Origin of the sequence: Stappia sediminis (assembly GCF_009826895.1) — a bacterium.
Lineage (GTDB): Bacteria > Pseudomonadota > Alphaproteobacteria > Rhizobiales > Stappiaceae > Hongsoonwoonella > Hongsoonwoonella sediminis.
On sequence record NZ_WUMV01000001.1, the window covers coordinates 484,510 to 504,739 of the forward strand.

Below are 20,230 nucleotides of genomic sequence, written 5' to 3' on the forward strand. Positions count from 1 at the left end.
AACAAAAAAGGGCGGCAATTGCTCGCCGCCCTTGTGTCAAATTTTCTGTCTGCTGGATTAAAGCAGCCGGAGAACCGCCTGATCGGCCTGAGACGCGAGAGACAGCGCCGTTGTCGACAAGGACTGCCTTGTCTGCAGAGCCAGAAGGTTGGCTCCTTCCTCGTTGGTATCGGCGAGGACAAGGTTATCCGCACCGGACTGCAGCGTGTTGATCAGGTCCTTTGTGAAATCCTCCCGAATGTTCACCGTGGTGAGCTGTGAACCGAACCGCGAGCTTGCGGAACGAAGAGACGAAAGCGCATCAGACAATTGCGCGAGCTTGTCTTCCGCATCCTCCGCGCCAAGACTAGACGCCTGCGACAAACTCAACCCTGTGGATGTCAGGTCGACACCGGCCAATGTGAGTTCAGAAGCGCCATCATCCCGACGTTCGTTGAACGCGACGGTGAGTTCGGAATCGCTGGAGTTGATGAGGTTGACGCCGTTGAAGCTAGCGTCAGCGGCAAGTTCGTCGATCTGGGTCAGAATGTCGTTGAACTGATCGGCGAGATCGGCGTTGTCGGCTTCTCCGGCAGCTGCATAGGCCGTCAGACTGAGGGTGTCGAATACGTCGCCGGTGACGCCCGGGGTAAACGAGCTGTCGATACCGCCCGGGTCGGTGGGATCGTTGCTCGTGCCCGCATCGGGGCCGTCGACGCCGTCAACATCGTAATTTGAACCGAATCCGAGCTTTGCGAAGGCGCTGGCCGGGTCGCTCTGGGTGGTGATGTCACCCGAAGCACTGGGGGCGGGGCCGCTATCCGAACTGATCGTCAGGTTGAGTTCGTCGACGCCCTTGCCGGAGACCTCCAGACGGCCGTCGGAGGTGACGTCCGCCTTGGCGGCGCCCGAATTATTGATCTTGTCTACCAGGTCCTGAACCTTGGTGCCGTCGGTACCAACGGTGAAGGTTACGGTCGACGAAATGCCTGTCGAATTGTCGGTGGTCGTCAGTTCGATCGTGTCGCCGGCGCCGAAGCCAACGCCGGACACAAGGTCCGTGTTCAGAGCGCGTTCGCGCGCGGTCGGTTCGGTCTGGCCGCTGGAGTCGATGCCGGCATTGCCCCGGATAAGGGTTTCCGTCTCAGCATCCGTATTGGCCTGCTGGGCCTGACGCACCGTCGACTGGGCGCTTTCGACCAGCTTGGTGATCGCGTTGATGCCCTTGTCGGCGGCTTCCAGCGTCTGGATCGCATTGCCGATGCCATCCAGCAAGCCGTTCAAGTCATTGCTGCGCGACTGCAGCGATTGCGAGGTGAAAAAGTTGGTCGGGTTGTCGAGGGCCGAGTTCACCTTCTTGCCGGTGGCAAGCTTGTTCTGGGTTGAACCGAGGAGATCGGCCGTGTTCTGAAGGGAAAGGAGATTCTGGCGCACGCCAGCGGAAAGTGTAATTCCTGACATAATATTACCATCCTGGTTTTGTCTGCAGCAACGAATTCGCGTTGCAATTCAGCAAACTAGAAGTGGTCAGGAAATGACTTGTAAAAATACTTGGTTAACATCAATAAAGGTAAACAAAGAGTATCTCGTGCAAAGGATTAATTACGCAACGTAATTAATATTGAGTTGGGCTGATCAGGGGAAAAAAGGAAAAGCACTCGCCGAATCGCTTGCAATCCTTAAAGACTGTAAATGTCGTATCAGGTCTTTGGCTCCCAGGGACAATCTGCGCCCCGATTGTACATAGAATTCGATTGTGGGATGAGATTATATCAGCCCCGCGACCAAGGTCGCAGGATAACGGAAGAATCCATGACGCTTTTCAATTCAGGGCGTTGTTCGATCATCGCGGAGATTGGATTCAATCATAATGACAGTCTCGACCTTGCCCTTGAGATGATCCGGGCGGCTCGTCAGATCGGCTGAGATACTGTCAAATCACGATCTGTCGCGATGGTCCTTTTTCTATATGACAAACCGGCCCGCCGGAGAGGGCCTTGGGGCTTAGCGGATACATCTCCCGTATGCGGTGCGACGACGCGGTTCCGACTGCAATCGATGCGCAGGCACCAAAAACACGGACTGGAAGACAAGCACAAACGAGCGGCTTCCACCTAGAGCGCTTTTGGTGAAAGCGGGACCGCTTTTGTGATAAGAAATTGCTGCAGGATCAATATCTTGAGCATATCCTTGTCGCGAAATCCGATCGCGGATTTGCGGGATATGCCCCGGCAACGGGATGCCCCATTGAGGACATCCGCGACTATACCCACTCGGGCCGAATTCAAGGAAAGTCCGGGAAAGAAACTTCCAATCGTTGGCGGACAGCCTCCCGTTGTCTGTTGGATACACAGAGTATTCCTATAACCGAAGCATTAATAGAGAGTACATGAATTCACATACTCAATAATTTTCCATGAAGTTTTGTAGCTAATGTAGAAAAGCTTTCGTCATGATCAACCAGGTAATAAGTTGTATTACTATACCAAATACGGTTCTCCTCTCCAAGCAGAGCATAGGACGGTCGTCCAAATTCCCATGTAGGTACACCCAGCGAGCCGGCAAGATCCGCAACCGCGCCACTCGACGTGATGACCAGATCCAAGCGAGAAATAAGCGCAGCGACCGTGGCAAGATCATTAAAATGATCTATATCGTCAAAATCGTATAAGTTATTCACCCCCAGCGAGCGTACTCTTTCGATTTCCGGCGCCCGATCATTCGTATACTGCAGGCTAACAAAATCGCAGTTATCCAATCGCAATATATCCAGGAAATCCTCGAGTCTTGCAGAGTTGATTTTGCGGGAACCCTTCGTATTTGAGCTGCGCCAGGCTATCCCGATTTTTTTTCGGGAGCCATTCAATGGCATACGCTTTTTTATTTTCAGTACAATGGAATCATCGGGCATTAGATGATGTTTATTTTTTGGAAAATCAGACTTATTCTTCCTGAAATACATTGGGAGGCTGCCAACAGGCAGCTCGTAATCATACATCTGGCCTTGACCAAGCAACGCCCGTTGTAATTCTAGATTTTGTGATGTGAATTTTATATTTGGAAAGTTGTGAGACAGCAGTGGTATGAGTTTTTCTCGGCATAATACGGTGATGTTGCCAGCTATTTCGCTTAATTCATTGAAAATCGAGGAAAAAGTGATGGTGTCACCAACCCCCTGATCCTCCCAGAGTAATATGTTTTTTCCGGTTAAGTCTTCTCCTTGCCAGCGTGGATACCTGAATTTTCTTTCAGCGACACCGGTGCCTGGAACGTTGAAGCGAAGCTCGGTCAGCTTCCAACCGGCCTCCAGATTGCCGAGGGCTAGTTGGACATATCCCATCGTCAGGGATATCTCTTCCGAATGCGGAAATGCCTTCAACAGGCGAGTAAGTATTTTTTCAGCTTCATCATATTTGCCAAGGCGGTAAAGGGTTTTTGCTTTTCCATAGTGTAAAAAATGCGCTTCTGGATATTGCTCCAGCGCGCTGTTTAGAAGATCGAGTGAGCTATGAAATTGACCGTCCGACAACATCGAACTGGACAATTTGCTCATCGTTAATGCGGTGTCCTTACCGTCAAAATACGGCAATTGGTGGAGAAGAAAATCTGTTGCCTCTTTATTTAAGTCCTGCTTGGATAAGATATCGACGATAAGGAACGTCGCTTCAAGATGATCGGGTTTTTGAGATAATATATATTCACAAAGCTTCTGCGCTTCCTCGATTTGCTTCGCCTCATGCAAGGCTTCGGCAAAATTATGCATTATATCGAAATCATCTGGATTTGCGCGAACCGCTTCCTGATAAGTCTTGAGTGAATCGACTATATTTCCAACTGATTTGAGGCTGTTGGCGTATCTCTTCAATAGAACGGGATTGCCCGGGTTCTTTTCGAGGCCTGCTTTGCACCAATTCGCGACGGCTTCCTGATCATTCAGTTCGGCGAATGCGTCTGCGAGGTTTGCATAAACAAATTTATCCTCGTAGCCGTTATTTACAGCATTCTCAAAGCAATCTATTGCTGTGTGGGTGAAATCCTCTTTGAGATAACAGAGCCCAAGAAAGTTATAGGCAGCGCCGTTGCCAGGCTCCTTACGTATTATTTCTTGGTATATTTCCGAAGCTTCATCGATCTTGCCAGATTTTTGAAGAAGAACGGCTTTTTTGAATAATTTTAGATTGGCCGGTGATGAAGAGAGCATTCCATTGAATCCATATCTAGTCAGCAAATGGATTTATAACTGATTCGATATGGCGAAGAGGGGGGCAAACACCGGATTGTGTATATGTCGCGCGGTAGTGGGCCGCACTGTTCGTCAGACAATCTTGTTCAAGCCGAGCCCTGATAGATCGACGTTGGAAGATGTGGCCAAAGCACGCCGAAGATGTAGCAGTGTCTCGCCCCAGCTCTCCGGGCGGGGATCGTCGGATCGTAGCGCGAAGGTTGCGTAAGCGTGGGCGGGTGACCGGCGGTCATCATCGCTCCCGCCTTCTCCCGGCTCGCCGTCTTCGTCTTTTCGCGCTCGTCCGTCCGGTCGCTTCGGCTTTGCGTTGTTGGAGGGCTTTTCGGCTCTTTGGCTGGCGGGAACGGCCTGCGAGACGGGAAGGGCAGTAGCGGATACGGGTGCACTCGGGGCGGCAGGCTCACGCGCGACAGCGGCGGCGAGCTGAAAAAGCGGCGGGCGAGCGGCGCTGAAATCCATCCTTCCTTCTCCTGACATGGCGGGCTGCCTTGAAAGGAAGGACATTGGGAAGCGGAAATGACCCGCAGGTTACGGAAACCTTTAGAGTTTTAACGATCCCGGCGATATCTCCCGTTCTGGGGCGACAGGGCGCCGGCAATGGTTACGCGAGGCTTTCAGTGATCTCAGAAAGCAAGGAGCCGCGGACTTTCGCCCGCGGCCCCTCGATGCGCTCTAGTGGAACGTTCAGCGTCAAAGAGACTGATTGACGGTCAGTCCGTCGATTGGCTTTGGCTTTTCGGGCTTGGAGCCGTTCGGCCCATAGGTCTTCGCTGAGGATTTGGCGCCTGCGCCCTCGGCCACTTTTCGCAAAAGCCCATCCGCGACTTCCCGCGCCGTCGCGAGGACCGCCAGGTTGATGCGCAGGATCGGCTGGAATTCGCCATGCTTGAGATGAAGCGCTTCAACAGCGCCCGGCGCCAGATTGCCGAGCGCGACCGAATTATCGCGAACATAGGTCATGCCGCGCATATAGATGCTGATAAGGTCCGCCTTCAGGGGCTGCAACTCGCCGGCCTCGGCAAGCTTGCCTTCGCGCACGAGCGCGGTTTCATGTTCGATCGTACGCAGGAGTTCCGACATGGCTTCATTGAGCCGGGCGCAGACCGCCTCGGCCGCTTTCCTGTCGGCGATCCTCGCCCCGAAAAACTCGGGCGCGCGCTCGGCGATCGACTTGTAGGACAGGCTCATGATCAGTTGGTCTCCTGCAGTGCGATGAGTTCACGTTTCACGGAATCGGCAATGCCGATGCCGCCGGATTGAGCGATCGTCTTGGAGTATTCCTCGACCAGCATGCCGCGCCAGGCTTCAGAGCCGGTGCCGTTGCCCCAGGCGCCGCCTTCTTCAAGGCCCGTGAACATGGATTCGAGCATGGTGTTGAGGAATACCGCCTCAAATTCCCGCGCAGCTTCGTCGATGCTTTTCGTGCCGTTGGCGGTGAAGGCCGACGTGCGCAGACCCTCGAAGGGCGAATTTTGCTGAGCGCCCGCAAGCGCGTTCGAAAGCTGAAGGTCGCTCATCAAAGCACCTCGATCTCGGCCTGAAGGGCGCCTGCCGCCTTGATCGCCTGAAGAATGGAAATCAGGTCGCGTGGGCCGATGCCGAGCGCGTTCAGGCCGTTGACGAGTTGCTGAAGGGTGACGGTCTCGGGAACGACTCCAAGCTGGTTGCCGCTTTCGTCATCGACCTGAACATCGGTGCGTGGGACGATCGCGGTTTCCCCGTTTGAAAAGGGGAGGGGCTGGGAGACCTCCGGCGTTTCGGCGATGCGCACGGTAAGGTTTCCTTGCGCAACGGCAACGGTGGAAACGCGCACGTTCTGGCCCATGACGATGATGCCGGAGTTTTCGTCGATCACCACGCGGGCCGGCAGGTCCGGCTCGATGACGAGCTGTTCGATGTCGGTCAGAAGGTCGACGATGTTTCCGTCGAAATCACGCGGCAGGGTGATGTTCACGGTGGCCGGATCGAGCGGTTCCGCCGTGGGAAGGCCTATCAGCTCGTTGATGGAAAGCGCGATGCGCCGGCTGGTGGTGAGGTCCGGGTTGCGAAGCGCAAGGCGAAGGCTTGTCATGGAGGCGAGCCTGAATTCGATCTCGCGCTCCACCAGGGCGCCGTTGGCAATGCGGCCCGAAGTGGGAACGCCGCGCACGATGGAAGCGGCTTGACCCGCGGCGGAAAAGCCGCCGATCGCGACCGGTCCCTGGGCGATGGCATAAACCTCGCCGTCGGCGCCCAGGAGCGGTGTTACGAGAAGCGTGCCGCCTTGCAGGCTTTCGGAGTCGCCGAGCGCGCTCACCGAAACGTCGATGCGCGTGCCGTGGGTGGAAAATGCCGGGAGGTTCGCGGTCACCATCACGGCGGCAACATTTTCCGTGTTGAGGTCGAAACCGCGCGTGTTGACGCCGAGCCGTTCCAGCATGGCCTGCAGGCTTTGCCGGGTGAAGGGAGCGTTGCGCAGGGAATCGCCCGTACCCTGTAGCCCGACAACCAGGCCGTAGCCGATCAACTGGTTGTCTCGGATCCCCTCGAAATCGGCGATATCCTTGATACGCGAGGCGGATGATGCCGGTACAGCAAGGAGCGTCAGGGCAAATATCGACAAGAACGTGCGTAGGAGGAAATTGGACCGCATGGGGCTTCCGTTCCGCGTTGAAATTGTGTTGCGGACACTGAAGCGAATGTCGTGCCAAGTTCAGCCCTTAGCTGTGCCTATTCCATAATGCCTTGAAATATATGGTGTAAACGGGGTCATGACCAATCTTTCTCGCATTTCGCCACCGTCAGGCGGGCAAAAATTACCCGCCAATTAACGAAGGATTTACCAAGACGGAAAATTATGTCCGCAAGCGGTCGGATGCAGGCCCGCAGGATGAGCATGTGAAATGCGGATATCGGGATTCCAGAGTCTTTCTTCCACACAAGCCAAGGCCTCGGCGCGAAGGCGCCCGGCAAGCGGAAGCGCTTTTGCGCCAACGGTTTCGGATGAGACGGCGCAAGCCGCTCCCGCACCCTCGGCTGGAGGCGGGGCGACGGTGACGAGTTTGAGCGCGGTCCTTGCGCTGCAGTCGGTGGAGGATGCGACGAGCGGACGCAAACGTGCGTTGCGCCACGGAAACGACCTTCTCGACGCACTTGAAAATCTGAAAGTGGAATTGCTGGGCGGAAAAGTGGCCGCCGACCGGTTGGAACGCCTTATGGCCATGCTGAAGAGCCGGCGTCCCGGCGACGACGCGGACGTGGAAGCGGTGGTTGACGAAATCGAGTTGCGGGCCCGTGTGGAACTTGCGAAATTGGGCCGATTCGCAGACTGATCCGTGGATAAATTGACACACTTCACGGCGGTTTTCGCTAACCATCTGACGCAATAAAGTTTTTTGTTACGGAAAATTCACCATCACAAGATTGTCGTTGGCAATGCCTGCGGCTATATTCCGACGCGCCTTAAAGGTAGCCGGAGTTGGATATGACGGTGGATATTGCAGCCGACTATCGTCCCACGGTGGACGAACCGTTCATGAATGATCGGCAACGCGAATATTTTCGCAGGAAACTGCTGTCCTGGAAGGAAGATATCTTGAAGGAAAGCCGCGAAACGCTGGCGAATCTTCAGGAAGAAAACCAAAACCACCCCGATTTCGCGGATCGCGCGTCGTCCGAAACCGATCGTTCGATCGAACTGAGGGCCCGCGATAGACAACGCAAGCTCATCGCCAAAATCGATGCCGCACTCGAACGAATCGAAGACGGTTCGTACGGTTATTGTGAAGAAACCGGCGAACCCATCTCGGTCAAGCGGCTCGATGCGCGCCCGATCGCGACGCTTTCCCTGGAAGCGCAGGAAGCGCACGAACGGCGTGAAAAGGTCTATCGGGACGATTGAACGAGACTTGTTCGCCGAACTCGGCCGAGCGCGGGCACCAAGTGCCCGCGTTTTTTGTATCCGGACGCATTTCCGCAGTTGACCGCGCAGGATTTCCGGGTGCGGCGGGAGGTAATGCGGCGGAGACCGCATTTCGATTGTTTTGGTTTGATGCGGTTCACGTTCGGTAAGTATTTTGATTTAAGGTGATCGGACAAAACGAACAAAAATATCCGGTCGCTGGCGATGGATGAAATTTGTATCTTGTCTGATAAACCTTCGGGCGCATCAGTCGTCGCGAAGATGATTGATCAGGTGTACTCCTCCGAAGTGCATCCCATCGCCATGACGACGGCAGACGACCTGGCCGATGCTCCGGCTGTGGTCTTTTCTCTCGGAAACCTCGGTCCCTTCGAAATCCGACAGATCAGAGCGCTTTGCGGGCAGACGGAAATCTGCCGGAAGTCGATCTTCGCGATCCGCGCGCGATCCGAGCGCGCGCGAGCCATGCAGGCCGAGGCCTTCGGCTTCAGGCGAGTCGTATTTCTGGAGGATGGCCCTCAGGCCGTCCAGGATGCGATCACGGCGATCTTCGAGGACGAATACAAGGCGGCGCTTGAGGAATTCGCACCGCTTTCGGCGGAAGCCTTCCTTGCAGGCAGCAGAGCGCTCGCCGCGATCGGCTGCGAACTCAGGCGGCTCAAGCCGGTGCGCATTTCGCGCGTTGCGCCGGGTGCGGAAAAGATCTCGAACGCCATACGTACCGAAGGGGTGGGCGAGCTTGTGAAGGCGGTCAACCTGCACCACGATCCCACCTGCCGCCACTCCATCGCGGTGGCTGGCTACGCGGTTGCCCTCGGTCAGGCGCTGGACCTTGCCGAGGAAGACCTCCGGCTTCTGGCGATGGCCGGCCTGCTGCACGATCTGGGCAAGATGCTGATACCCGTAAGCCTCCTCGACAAAGCGGGCCGCCTTGATTACGGAGATATTGCCCGGATCAGGCAACATCCGGAGCTGGGTGCGAAAATTCTGCGAATGCAGGGCGGCGTGGAGCCGGCGGTGGTGCGTGCCGTACGCTCCCACCATGAATATCTGGACGGCAGCGGCTATCCCTTCGGCCTCAAGGGGGAACGGATTTCGCCGCTAAGCCGGATGCTGACGATTGCCGATATTTTCACTGCGTTGACGGAAAGGCGCGCCTACAAACCGGAGAAGTCGCCCTCCGAGGCGATCGCGATCATGGCCGGAATGGCAGGCCGCAAGATCGATGCGGGGCTGCTTGCGGTTTTTCGCTCCGCTGTGCTCAATACCGCCTTCGCGAGGCGCCACCCGCCGCCCAAATCGCCGGGCCGCCCGGTGCTGAAGGAGGGCATTCACCCTCTCAGGCCGGATGTGGGAAAGCCCCGCTGGACAGTCGCCTGAAATCTTGACCGTTCGATATCCGAAAAAAGAACCGGCATGGCGAGCCGGGGAGCGGGCGCCATGCCGGTTTTTTGCCGTTCTTGCGGGGGAGCGTCGGAACGGCGGGGGGAGAGGCGCCGCCGCCGGAACCTTGCCGGCGGCGGGCAATATGGGTGCAGGGTCAGAACGGAAGCACGATATCGAGGACCTGCTGGCCGTAGGCCGGCTGCTGGAAGTCCGTGATCTGGCCGCGCCCGCCGTAACCGATGCGCGCTTCCGCGATCTTGTCGCTTTCGATCGTGTTGTTGGAGGAAATATCCTCCGGCCGGACCACGCCGGCGACGATCAATTCGCGCACCTCGTAGTTCACGCGGACTTCCTGACGCCCTTCGATCACCATGTTGCCGTTCGGCAGAACCTGGGTGACGACGGCCGCCACCGTGGTGCGAAGCCGCTCTTCGCGGTCCACCGAGCCCGAGCCACGGAAGCGCGATGTCCCCTCGGTGGTCGCAAGGTCGCTGGCGCTCGATCCCGCGGGAAGGAAGATCGTGTCGATCGCATTCCCCAGCGCACCGCTGACGCCGTTGGTATCGGAGCCCTCACGCTCGCGTTCCGTCTCGTTGTCGAATTCCGCGCGGTCGGAAATGGTCACCAGGACGGTCAGGATGTCGCCGACGTTGCTGGCGCGCTGGTCCTCGAAGAAGGCGCGGGCGCCGGACCGCCACAGCGAGTTGTTGTTGTAGTGAACCGGTACAGGCGTCGGCAGCGGCATGCGCACCGGACGGTAGCCCGGCATCGTCGTCGGGTCCTGGATCGCGGTAAGGACCGGCTGCTTGCCGACGTTCGCAATCCGGTCCGCGGCGCCGCATCCCGCGGCGGTCAGGCCGAGTGCGATCACGGCGAAGGTTCTGAGAATTGAAAACGTACGAGACATCAGCGTGCCTCCTCAAGGCTGGCGATCCGCCGAAAACCGGCGTCGACCACGACGCGGCCACGGGAAACGACGGTGGCTGAAACGGTGCGGCGGGACTGAAGGTTGATGATGTCCACGATATCGCCCTTGCCCCCTTGCGCGATGGCCTGACCTTGGGCGGTCAGCGTCATGCCCGGAACCTTGTAGATGAGGGTGACCTTGTCTCCCCGCCCGACGAGCACCGGCGGCTGAAGATCGGCTGTCTGCAGCGGAGCTGCCGGGCGAAGGCCGCGTTTTGCGGCAAGGCCGACGGCTTCTTCAAGGTCGGTGATCATCCGCTCCGTCACGCGGTTGCGCGGCAGCTTCATGATCGTCAGGTCGCCCTTCGAGATGACCGTGCCGCGATCGATCCGCTCCGCCGGTGCATAGACCTCGACATATTCGATCGCCTTGCCGCGAAGCCGGATGGTTTCATTCGTCGTCCCGCTCGAAAGCAAGATGGAAACATCGAGCCGGCCTGTCTCGGCCTGCCAGACAAGATTTTCGATCGCGACCGGTTCGGAAGCGGCGGGGTCGGCGAAGCGGGTGCCGGAAAAGCCGGAAAGGGAAAGCTCTATATCGGCGGTTTCAAGATACGGATTGCGCCGGATGAGTTCGGCGCGAACCTCATCCTCTATGCGCAGGGCATCGATGCGTGTGGCATCGCGCCGCACATAGACCTGGGTGAGCCCGTCGGTCGTGGCTTGCTTATATCCCGCATCGCGCGCGCGGTTCGCCACGAGGTCCGCCGGCACGCTGCCGCCGGTGCCGAGATCCGGCGCACGGAAAAGAGGTGCGTCGGCAAAACGGCCCGCATCGGGATAGAAATCGCCGATTGTGACAATGTCGCGTGCCACCACCACTTCGGAACGAAGCGGCGCATCGGCAAGCGCGCTTGCAAGGCCAAGGGCGCTGGAAAGTGCGAAAGCGGCGAGGCGTTTCAGCATGATCGCGCCTCCCTTAGCGAAGCTGCGACACGGTGGAGGACATTTCGTCCGCCGCCTGGATGATGCGCGAATTCATCTCATACGCGCGCTGCGCGGCGATCAGGTCGGAAATCTCCGTCACCGCCTCAACGTTCGAAGCCTCCAGATGCTTGTGCTGCAGGTCTCCGAAGCCCGGGTCGCGCGGGTTGCCGACGAGCGCGGCACCGCTTGATGGCGTTTCGAGGAAGAGGTTGTCGCCGATCGCCTCAAGGCCCGACTTGTTAATAAAGCGTGCAAGCTGGATCTGGCCGATTTCCTGAACGTCGCCGTTGGCGTTTACCACCTGAACGACACCCTCGGCGTTGACCGTGATGTCGCGGCTGTCCTCCGGCAGGACGATCCCCGGCTGTATGGGATAGCCGTCGACGGTCGTAAGCTGGCCGTTCGCATCCCTCTGGAAGGAACCGTCACGCGTATAGGCGGTATCGCCGCTTGGAAGCTCGATCTGGAAGAAACCTTCGCCACGGATCGCGACGTCGGTATCCTTGCCGGTCGGAGTCACGGTGCCTTGCGTCAGGATGCGCGCGGTGGCCGCCGTCTTCACGCCCGAACCGATCTGCACGCCTGTCGGCACGATGGTGCCCGTGTCCGATGTTGCGGTGCCGACGCGGCGCTGGTTCTGGTAGAGAAGGTCCTGAAAATCGGCGCGCTGGCGCTTGTAACCCGTGGTTCTGAGGTTGGCCACGTTGTTCGAAATGACTTCAACGTTCAGTTCCTGCGCCCGCATTCCGGTGGCTGCGATGTGTAAGGCTTTCATGGTGTTTCAAACTCCTGTCGTGCGGCTCAGGCGCGGATGGTGCCAAGTTCCTCGATCGCTTTTCGCGAGAGGTCATCGCCGTCGGAAATCATCTTGGAAACGGCCTGGTAGCTGCGGGTGATCTCGATCATGCGGGTGACTTCAACGACGCCCTGAACGTTGGAGCGTTCTATCGTGCCTTGCGTCAGACGCGGGTTCGGAACGGGTTCCGCATCCTCACCCTGAAACAGGTTCTCGCCGATGCGGTCGAGGTCTTGCGGATCTTCGAAGTTAACAAGGCGCAGCTTGCCCTTCTCGCCAAGTTCGGTGGAAACGGTTCCGTCATCGGCGATAGAAATCGCGCCGTCCTCGGGCGCGAATTGCAGCGGGCCGCCGTCGCCCAGGACAGGTTTGCCGTCCGCGGTGACGAGCTGGCCGTCATTATTCAAATGGAAGGCGCCGTTACGGGTATACGCTTCGCCATCCTCCGTCTCGACCACGAAGAAACCTTCGCCGCCGATAGCGATGTCAAGCGGATTGCCGGTCTGTGTGAAGGCGCCCTGGCTCTGGTCGTAGATCGACTTGTAGTCGACCACGTAAGAGAGGGTCTTGTCCTGGCCCTGGAACTCGGAAGCTTCCGCGACAGGCATCAAATATTCTTCGAAAAGAATCGATTGGCTCTTGTAGCCTGTGGTGTTGATGTTGGCGATGTTGTTGGCGACGACGTCGAGCTGGTTGCGAAGGGTCGTCTGCCGCGACAGGCCGATAAGAAGTGCGTTCTCCATAATAAACCGTTCCTTGTGCTCCCCGGTGAGCGCCCGGTCTCCCCAGACAAGCGCTCGTTAACCATGAAGCATGTGCCATGCCAATTTATAACCATTTGAAATCATTGATATAAATCTCTAAATGATAATCACCGCAGGCAGATATGTCCGCGCAGGCTGTGCCGGGCGGCAAAAATTACCCACTTCATGCGAATGGTTAATGGCTCGGTAACCACTCGTTAACCATTGCCACCATAGATTTGTCCCTGCGGAGGGCTCAATCAGTCGGCGGGGGTTGGATGACTGCGGAAGCGGATGCGGTAGAACCTGGCCAGGAACAGGAAGGTTCCGCGCCGGGCGGCGGCAAGAGGAAGAAGATCGCCCTGATGGGTGGCGGTGCCGCCATCTTGTTGGCGATTGTCGGCGCGGCAATTTATTTTATTTCCGACGGCTCTTCGTTCAGCGGCGCCGGAGGGGCGGGCGTCGACCCGCAAACCCAAAAGCCCGTTGTCTTTTACGATCTGCCGGAAATGACGGTGAACCTGTCGACTGACGGCCGAGCCACCTATTTGAAGGTGCGTATCGCGCTCGAGGTTTCCGATCGCGCCACGATCGACCTGATCGAGCCGTTCCTTCCGCGCGTTCTCGACGCCTTCCAGATCTACCTGCGCGAGTTACGCCCGACCGACCTGGAAGGGTCTTCCGGTTTGTTCCGACTCAAGGAAGAATTGCTTCGCCGGATCAATACTGCCGTCTATCCGGCACGGGTCGAAGCGGTTCTTTTCAAAGAAATCCTCATTCAATAGGTGCGCCATGGCGGATGAAGAAGAACTCGGCGATCTCGACGAGGCGTGGGGCGAGGCTCTTGCCGAGCAGCGCGGCGATGATGAGGACGACGTGGACCTTGCCGCGGCCTGGGGCGCGGCGCTGGAAGAGCAGGGTGTTGCGGCCGCGGACGATATTGCCTCCCAATGGGCGGCGATGATCGACGACAGCGAACCGGAACTCGATACCGCTTCACGCGGCGCCGACCGTATCCTCAACCAGGAAGAGATCGACAACCTTCTCGGTTTCAGCCTCGAGGATACGCTGCCGGACGACCAGAGCGGCATTCGCGCGCTCATCAATTCGGCGATGGTCACCTACGAGCGCCTGCCGATGCTGGAAATCGTGTTCGACCGCCTCGTGCGGCTGACCACGACCTCGCTGCGCAATTTCACGTCCGATAACGTGGAGGTGTCCCTCGACAACATTTCCTCGGTGCGTTTCGGCGACTATCTCAATTCCATTCCGCTACCGGCGATCCTTGGCGTCACCAAGGCGGAAGAGTGGGATGGCTTCGGCCTTGTGACGGTTGAATCGAGCCTGATCTATTCGATCATCGATGTGCTTCTGGGCGGCGGACGCGGAACGTCGGCCGTTCGCGTGGAAGGCAGGCCCTATACGACGATCGAGATCAACCTTGTCCGGCGGATGCTGGAACTGATCATGGTCGACATGGAGCAGGCGTTCTCGCCGCTCTCGCCGGTGCACTTCAATCTGGAGCGGCTTGAAACGAACCCGCGCTTCGCCGCGATTTCGCGCCCGGCGAATGCTGCCATCATGGTCGAGCTTCGCATCGACATGGAAGATCGGGGCGGCAAGATCGAGATCATGCTGCCCTATGCCACGCTGGAGCCGATCCGCGATCTCCTGCTCCAGATGTTCATGGGCGAGAAGTTCGGCCGCGACCCGATCTGGGAAGGCCATCTGGCAACGGAAATCTACTCCGCCGAAGTGGATGTGGATGCCGTGCTCTACGAAACCCAACTGCCGCTCGGGCGCGTTCTCGGCCTCAACGTTGGAGAGACGCTTGTCTTCGATGTCGGCCCCCAGGACAACGTCGCCATCAAATGCGGTGGCATCCACCTCACCGACGGCACGCTCGGCAAGGTGGAAGATGCAATATCAATCCGCGTCAACCGAGGCTTGCGCAAGCCGAAGATGACGCTCGCCGCCTTCGAGCGCGCGATGCAAAAGGAAATGGAAACGTCATGAGCAACCTGCCGATCGGAATTGTAATCGAGTCCCTGGTTGCCGGGCTGCTGTTTGTGACCATTGGCTATTGCTGGACCCTGAACCGCCGCCTCAAGCGTTTGCGCGCCGACGAGGAATCCCTGCGCGCCACGATTTCGGAGCTGATTACGGCTTCCGAAATCGCCGAGCGGGCGATCGTCGGGCTGAAGACCACGGCGGGCGAGACCGACAAGACCCTCGGCAACCGCCTGAGTCAGGCCGAGCGCCTTTCCAGGCAACTGGCCGAGCAGATCGAGGCCGGGGGCATCGTCCTGGAACGCATCAGCCAGATCGCGTCGGCTGCGAAAAAGCCGTCCACGGAATCTCTTCCCGAGATGGAGGAAACGCCTGCCGCGAGCGCGCGCCCCTCGGCGACCGTCTCCGTCAGGGACCTGCGCGAGGCCGCTAGCGAGGCTGCGGCCCGTCTTGAGCAATTCCGCAAGAGGCATGGGGAACAAGCGGCGTGAAGCTGAGATTGATACCGGCCCTCGTCGTTTCGGCGGTAGCACTGCTGGTGCTGAAACTCATCGGGCTGTCCGTGGATGGTGCTTATGTCATTTCGCCGGTGCAGACGGCGGCGGCCCAGCAATCGAGTGCGGACATAAACACCGCACAGCCCAAAGCGGCGACGACAAGCGGCGCCGATGCGGGCAAGCCGGACCAGCCGGCGGCTCCCGAAAAGGCGCCGAAGGGCGAAGACGCGGTGCTGCCGCCCGCTTTCGACGCCTTCGGCGAAAACGGCCGTCAGCCGCTTGAGATCGGCGGTTCGCCGGCGGAGCGCAAGGTTCTTGAAAGTCTGAGCGAGCGCCGGCGCGATCTCGACAGCCGCGAGCGGAAATTCGACCTTCGCGAGCAGCTTCTCAAGGCGACCGAGGACAGGATCGACGAAAAGATCAAGTCCCTCGAGGAAGCGGAAACCCGGATCAAGGGGCTTGAGGACCAAAAGAAGAAGAAGCAGGAAGAGAAGCTCAACGACGTAGTCCTGATGTATGAATCCATGCGTGCAAAGGATGCCGCGCGCATCTTCAGCCGCCTTGACATGAATATCCTCGTTCGTGTGGCCAGCCAGATGAAGCCGCGAAAAATGGCGGACGTCATGGCTGAGATGGAAGCCGATGCGGCGGAAAGACTGACGATTGCACTGGCAAGCGGCGCACTCCGCGCCGCGGAGCCGGAAATGGCCGAAGCGAAACCGGAACTTCCGAAGATTCAGGGAAACTGACCGAAAAGAATTTCGTTGTGATGGCCTCCCGTAAGGCGGCGTTAAGGCCGCCGGTATAATTTCGAAACGTCAATTGCGTAGCGACAGGCCGAGGACCGATAACAAGATGCGGAGCGGAGCCAAACCCGGCCTTCCTATGCTGTTTGCGCTGGCCATGAATTTCGCGCTTGCGGTGTTGCTTGTTTTCATGAACGTCGGCGTTGCCGGTGCCGAGCCGCTTAGGGCCACGATGACGGCCACGGCAGAGGAAGGCGGCTATGGCCGTCTCGTTCTGACATTTCCCGAGCGCAGCCTTCTCCCGCAGTACGATGCGCTTGTCGCCAATAACGTTTTGCGCGTCACGTTTCACGAACCGATCGATGTCGATGTCGGCGACGTTCCGGCCAGGCTCGGTGATTTCGTATCCATCGCCCGCCAGGATCCGGATGGCATGGCGGTTCGTTTCGCGCTTATCCGGGATCTTCGCATCAACACGATGGAAGCGGGTGAAAAGCTCTTCATCGACCTGCTCCCGAGCGGGTGGGACGGACCGCCGCCACGCCTTCCCGACAGCGTGATCGAGGAACTGGCAAAACGCGCCGAAGCGGCGTTGAAAAAGGCGCGGGCACTGGAACAGGCGCGCCTGCGCGGCCAGACCGAGCCCAAGGTCGACCTGCGCATCGGGTCGCATCCCACATTTACCCGGCTCTCCTTTCAGTGGAACATCGCATTCGATTCCGCCTTCATTCGTGAAGAGGACATCGTCCGGGTGACGTTCAACCATGATGCATCGCTGGATCTTTCGGATTTGCGGGCCCATTTGCCTCCCGGCATCGTCGATGCGACCTCTTTTGCCGACGACGGCAAGCTCAAGTTTCTTTTGCGTCTCGGCGAGGGTGTGAACGTTCGCGCATTTCGTGAAGACAATGCTTATGTCGTCGACGTGACGCCGGACCGCGAAAACGGCGACCCGATCAATCAGTTGATAGATGCCGAACTCGCCCCGCCCGTATCGCCCGATGCGCGCGACGTGGTCGAAACGACGGGACGGCCCGCGAGAGATTCGGGGGAGGAGAAGACCGCCGGCCAGACACCCAAAGCACAGCCAGAGGCGAAGTTGTCTCATCGCACCGGGCAATCAACTTCAGGCAAGCGGAAGGCCGCTGACGGGTCGAAGTCCGCGGAACCCGTTGCAGCGAACGCAGCCGCGAAGACACCGCAATCGGCAGGGAATGGGGAGGGCAAGGGACACAACCCTGACGAACGAGACGTTTCTGGCGAGCCCGTTCCTTCGGCGATCGATCTGACCGCACTTGAAAACGCCAAGCGTAGCAACGTCCTGCGCGAGGTCAATCCGGAAAGCCCGCCGGAAGACTATGGTGAAGATGCCCGCCGCTTCGTGGGCGCGGAGGCGCGACGAATCGGCAACACGGTGCGGGTGGTCTTCCCGTTTTCCGAACCTGTGTCTTCCGCGATCTTCCGCCGATATCAGAGTATCTGGCTCGTGTTCGACACGGACGATCCGGTCGATATCAGGGGAATGCGCTCGGTTCTCGGCGAAAGCGCCGAAGAGGTCGAGATCGAGGAATTCGAGGGTTGGCAGAGCGTGCGCATCGATCTGGCGAAAAATGCGCTCGCGACGGTTGCCGCCGAGGACGGCAATTGGATCTTGACACTGGGGGAAACGATCGTCGAGCCTTCGCGCCCCCTGCAAATTAAGCGCAACGTCCGCAACGACGGCGGGACGATCCTCCACGTGCCGATCAAGGAACCGCAGCACGTGCGCCGCTTGAAAGATCCCTTCGTTGGCGACGAGATCGTGGCGGTGACCGCATTCGGGCCGTCGCGTGGTCTCATCAAGCCGCAGGCCTTCGTGGAACTGGATGCGCTGATGTCGGCCCACGGCGTGGCGTTGCGCAAGAAAGCGGAATACCTGGACGTCAAAATCGACGGCGATGCCGTTCGGATCGAAGGGCCGCGAGGACTTCATCTGTCCAATGAGCACCTGCAGCAGGGCACACGTATCCTCGAGACGATCATCGATCCGGATCAACCGGGTCAGATAAACCTGGGCGCGCTCATGACGGCGAGCACGCCGGATTTCCTGACGCGGGCAAAAAACCTGCAGTTCAAGATCGCATCGACCCCGGAAGGAGAAAGGCGCGGACCGAGAATGGATCTCGCGCGCTTTTATCTTGCACATGGCCTGGCACAGGAATCCCTCGCCATGATGCACCTTGCCGCCGAGGACGACCCGGCGATCGAGCGCGACGCCAGCTTCAACCTCATGCTGGGGGCCGCACAAATACTCGCGGGCCGTCCGAAGGTTGCCGAAAACCATTTGAATCGACCCGAGCTCAGAAACAGCCCCGATGCGGCCGTGTGGCAGACGATTGCAAGTGCCACGCTCTCCAAATGGAATGAAGCAAGGCTGACGTACCCGCGCGGAAGCGCGGTTATCGGCAACTATCCGGTCTCCGTCGAGAATGAATTCAATCTTTCAGCGGCAGAGACATTGGTGGAATCCAATGATTTCGGAGAAGCTTCGCAGGTCCTTTCGGAGGTTGATCCGAGCGCCGTTTCGCCCGGACAGGCCGCGCGCTATGACCTTTTGCGAGGGCGGATCGCAGATGCCTCCGGCAGGTCGCGCGAAGCCTTGACATCCTTCGATCTCGTCCGGCGTTCGATAGATCGTCCGCATGCAGCCGAGGCGGCATACCGGTCGCTGCGCATACGCTACCGGGACGGGGAAATCGGCACCAGCGAGGCGATTGAACAGCTTGCCGGTCTCGCGACGTCCTGGCGCGGCGATGAAACGGAGCTGAAGACTTTGCGTTTGCTGTCGAAGCTCCAGGTTAAACAGGGAAACTACCGTGCGGCGTTCGAGAGCATGAAAGCCGCTGTCCTCGCCGATCCGGATTCGCCGACGACAAGGCTGCTTCAGGAAGACATGAACGCCGTCTTCGCTTCGCTGTACCTCGATGGAAAGGCGAACGGGATGGACCCGGTCGAGGCTTTGGCCCTGTTTTATGACTTCCGGGAACTGACTCCGGTCGGGCACCGGGGCGATGCGATGGTGCGCCATCTTGCCAGCCGGCTGATTTCCGTGGATCTGCTCGAACAGGCGGCGGAACTCCTGCAGCACCAGGTCGAAAACCGTTTGAAGGGCGCGGCGCGAGCGCAAATCGCCGCGGACCTGGGCGTCGTCCACCTGATGAACGGAAAGCCGGAGGAAACGCTACGCGTCCTGAACCGGACCCGGCAGGCGCAGCTTCCGCGTACGCTGACGCGTCAGCGCAACATTGTCGAGGCGCGCGCGCTGACGGAAAGCGGCCGGCCGGACCTTGCCCTTGAAATCGTGCGGAATATGCGCGGCGAGGATGTGGAGAGACTGCGCGCCGACACATATTGGGCAGCGGGCCGTTTTCGGGACGCCGGAGAGCAGCTTGAGGAAATGAGCGGCAGCCGCTGGGGCGACAACGTGCCGCTCAGCGACCGCGAACGGTCCGACGTCCTGCGCGCGGCAGTCGCCTACTCGCTTGCCGAGGACCAGTTTTCCCTCGATCGTTTGCGCACGAAATTCGCCCCGAAGATGGCCGACGGCCCGCAAGGAAAAGCGTTCGAAGTCGCTACCCGTCCGATCAACGATCGCGGTGTCGAATTCCTCTCCGTTGCCGACAGTCTGGAGCAGGTGGATTCGCTTGATATTTTCCTGTCGGAGTATCAGCGCAAATACCTGCGGCCCGCCGCAGGTCAGCTCGTGGCAAGGTCAGGCAAAAAGCGGGAAGTCACGGGTGAGGCCAAGGATGTTATCGGGCCGGCGGCTGCTGCCGGTGATAGCGGTGGGGCGACCGCCGCACCTCAGGGCTGAAGCTTCCACCGAAGCGACGGGATGCAGACGCGAGCGGCGGGTTTGCGCGCCGCAAATGGCTGTGCGGGTGACGGATGGTCGCCGCCATGGGATGAAACACCATCATCGCGAACCGGCCAGGGCGCGCTGCGGCCGCAATAAAACATCCGCTCGACAGGAATTCGCTTCAGGATCGATTCCGTG

General features: G+C 58.9%; 18 protein-coding genes. 8 read left to right on the plus strand and 10 right to left on the minus strand.

Annotation, left to right across the window (positions count from 1 at the left end):
• Window positions 1-57: 57 nt before the first annotated feature.
• From GR183_RS02230 to GR183_RS02255, 6 genes are all read right to left on the minus strand, one after another.
• Window positions 58-1,440: a flagellin N-terminal helical domain-containing protein gene (locus tag GR183_RS02230; RefSeq protein WP_160773945.1), complete on the minus strand. Its 1,383-nt coding sequence runs from the start codon at window positions 1,438-1,440 to the stop codon at window positions 58-60.
• Between the two features lie 934 nt (window positions 1,441-2,374).
• Window positions 2,375-4,180, minus strand: coding sequence for a tetratricopeptide repeat protein (locus GR183_RS02235; RefSeq protein ID WP_160773946.1), 1,806 nt, complete (start codon window positions 4,178-4,180; stop codon window positions 2,375-2,377).
• A 114-nt stretch (window positions 4,181-4,294) separates the two neighbouring features.
• Window positions 4,295-4,681 carry a hypothetical protein gene (locus GR183_RS02240; RefSeq protein WP_160773947.1) on the minus strand — a complete coding sequence of 129 codons (387 nt, stop codon included), beginning with the start codon at window positions 4,679-4,681 and terminating at the stop codon, window positions 4,295-4,297.
• Between the two features lie 231 nt (window positions 4,682-4,912).
• Window positions 4,913-5,410 (minus strand): hypothetical protein, encoded by a 498-nt coding sequence (locus GR183_RS02245; protein ID WP_208999728.1) that lies wholly within the window; start codon window positions 5,408-5,410, stop codon window positions 4,913-4,915.
• Between the two features lie 2 nt (window positions 5,411-5,412).
• The gene (locus tag GR183_RS02250; RefSeq protein WP_160773948.1) at window positions 5,413-5,739 is read right to left on the minus strand and encodes a rod-binding protein; all 327 of its coding nucleotides are present in this window, start codon (window positions 5,737-5,739) and stop codon (window positions 5,413-5,415) included.
• Window positions 5,739-6,854: a flagellar basal body P-ring protein FlgI gene (locus GR183_RS02255; protein WP_160773949.1), complete on the minus strand. Its 1,116-nt coding sequence runs from the start codon at window positions 6,852-6,854 to the stop codon at window positions 5,739-5,741. Before GR183_RS02255 ends, GR183_RS02250 begins: the two co-directional genes overlap by 1 nt.
• Window positions 6,855-7,104: 250 nt before the next feature.
• On the opposite strand from GR183_RS02255, the gene GR183_RS02260 reads away from it, so the two are divergent.
• The 3 genes from GR183_RS02260 (at window position 7,105) to GR183_RS02270 (ending at window position 9,503) form a co-directional block, all read left to right on the plus strand.
• Window positions 7,105-7,533 carry a flagellar assembly protein FliX gene (locus GR183_RS02260; protein ID WP_160773950.1) on the plus strand — a complete coding sequence of 143 codons (429 nt, stop codon included), beginning with the start codon at window positions 7,105-7,107 and terminating at the stop codon, window positions 7,531-7,533.
• Window positions 7,534-7,685: 152 nt separating this feature from the next.
• Entirely contained in the window at window positions 7,686-8,102 is a 417-nt protein-coding gene (gene dksA, locus GR183_RS02265) for an RNA polymerase-binding protein DksA (RefSeq protein WP_160773951.1), read from the plus strand.
• 324 nt (window positions 8,103-8,426) lie between these two features.
• Window positions 8,427-9,503 carry an HD-GYP domain-containing protein gene (locus GR183_RS02270; protein WP_160773952.1) on the plus strand — a complete coding sequence of 359 codons (1,077 nt, stop codon included), beginning with the start codon at window positions 8,427-8,429 and terminating at the stop codon, window positions 9,501-9,503.
• A 160-nt stretch (window positions 9,504-9,663) separates the two neighbouring features.
• On the opposite strand, the gene flgH is transcribed toward GR183_RS02270, so the two are convergent.
• The 4 genes from flgH to flgF are packed head-to-tail and all read right to left on the minus strand — an operon-like array spanning window position 9,664 to window position 12,941.
• Window positions 9,664-10,416: a flagellar basal body L-ring protein FlgH gene (gene flgH, locus GR183_RS02275; protein ID WP_160773953.1), complete on the minus strand. Its 753-nt coding sequence runs from the start codon at window positions 10,414-10,416 to the stop codon at window positions 9,664-9,666.
• A complete protein-coding gene (gene flgA, locus GR183_RS02280) occupies window positions 10,416-11,381 on the minus strand; it encodes a flagellar basal body P-ring formation chaperone FlgA (RefSeq protein WP_160773954.1) in 966 nt (321 codons plus the stop codon). Before flgA ends, flgH begins: the two co-directional genes overlap by 1 nt.
• A gap of 13 nt (window positions 11,382-11,394) precedes the next feature.
• Window positions 11,395-12,177 carry a flagellar basal-body rod protein FlgG gene (gene flgG / locus GR183_RS02285; protein WP_160773955.1) on the minus strand — a complete coding sequence of 261 codons (783 nt, stop codon included), beginning with the start codon at window positions 12,175-12,177 and terminating at the stop codon, window positions 11,395-11,397.
• A 26-nt stretch (window positions 12,178-12,203) separates the two neighbouring features.
• Complete coding sequence (gene flgF, locus GR183_RS02290; RefSeq protein ID WP_160773956.1) at window positions 12,204-12,941, minus strand: flagellar basal-body rod protein FlgF; 738 nt, start codon at window positions 12,939-12,941, stop codon at window positions 12,204-12,206.
• Between the two features lie 278 nt (window positions 12,942-13,219).
• Here flgF and GR183_RS02295 point away from each other — a divergent pair, with 278 nt between their 5' ends.
• From GR183_RS02295 to GR183_RS02315, 5 genes are all read left to right on the plus strand, one after another.
• On the plus strand, window positions 13,220-13,726 hold the full coding sequence (locus GR183_RS02295; RefSeq protein WP_160773957.1) for a flagellar basal body-associated FliL family protein: 507 nt from the start codon (window positions 13,220-13,222) through the stop codon (window positions 13,724-13,726).
• 7 nt (window positions 13,727-13,733) lie between these two features.
• Complete coding sequence (gene fliM / locus GR183_RS02300; protein ID WP_160773958.1) at window positions 13,734-14,957, plus strand: flagellar motor switch protein FliM; 1,224 nt, start codon at window positions 13,734-13,736, stop codon at window positions 14,955-14,957.
• Window positions 14,954-15,442: a DUF6468 domain-containing protein gene (locus GR183_RS02305; protein WP_160773959.1), complete on the plus strand. Its 489-nt coding sequence runs from the start codon at window positions 14,954-14,956 to the stop codon at window positions 15,440-15,442. Before fliM ends, GR183_RS02305 begins: the two co-directional genes overlap by 4 nt.
• On the plus strand, window positions 15,439-16,197 hold the full coding sequence (locus tag GR183_RS02310; RefSeq protein WP_160773960.1) for a MotE family protein: 759 nt from the start codon (window positions 15,439-15,441) through the stop codon (window positions 16,195-16,197). The genes GR183_RS02305 and GR183_RS02310 overlap by 4 nt, the downstream gene beginning before the upstream one ends.
• Window positions 16,198-16,333: 136 nt before the next feature.
• Window positions 16,334-20,047 (plus strand): tetratricopeptide repeat protein, encoded by a 3,714-nt coding sequence (locus GR183_RS02315; protein WP_160773961.1) that lies wholly within the window; start codon window positions 16,334-16,336, stop codon window positions 20,045-20,047.
• Window positions 20,048-20,230 lie beyond the last annotated feature (183 nt).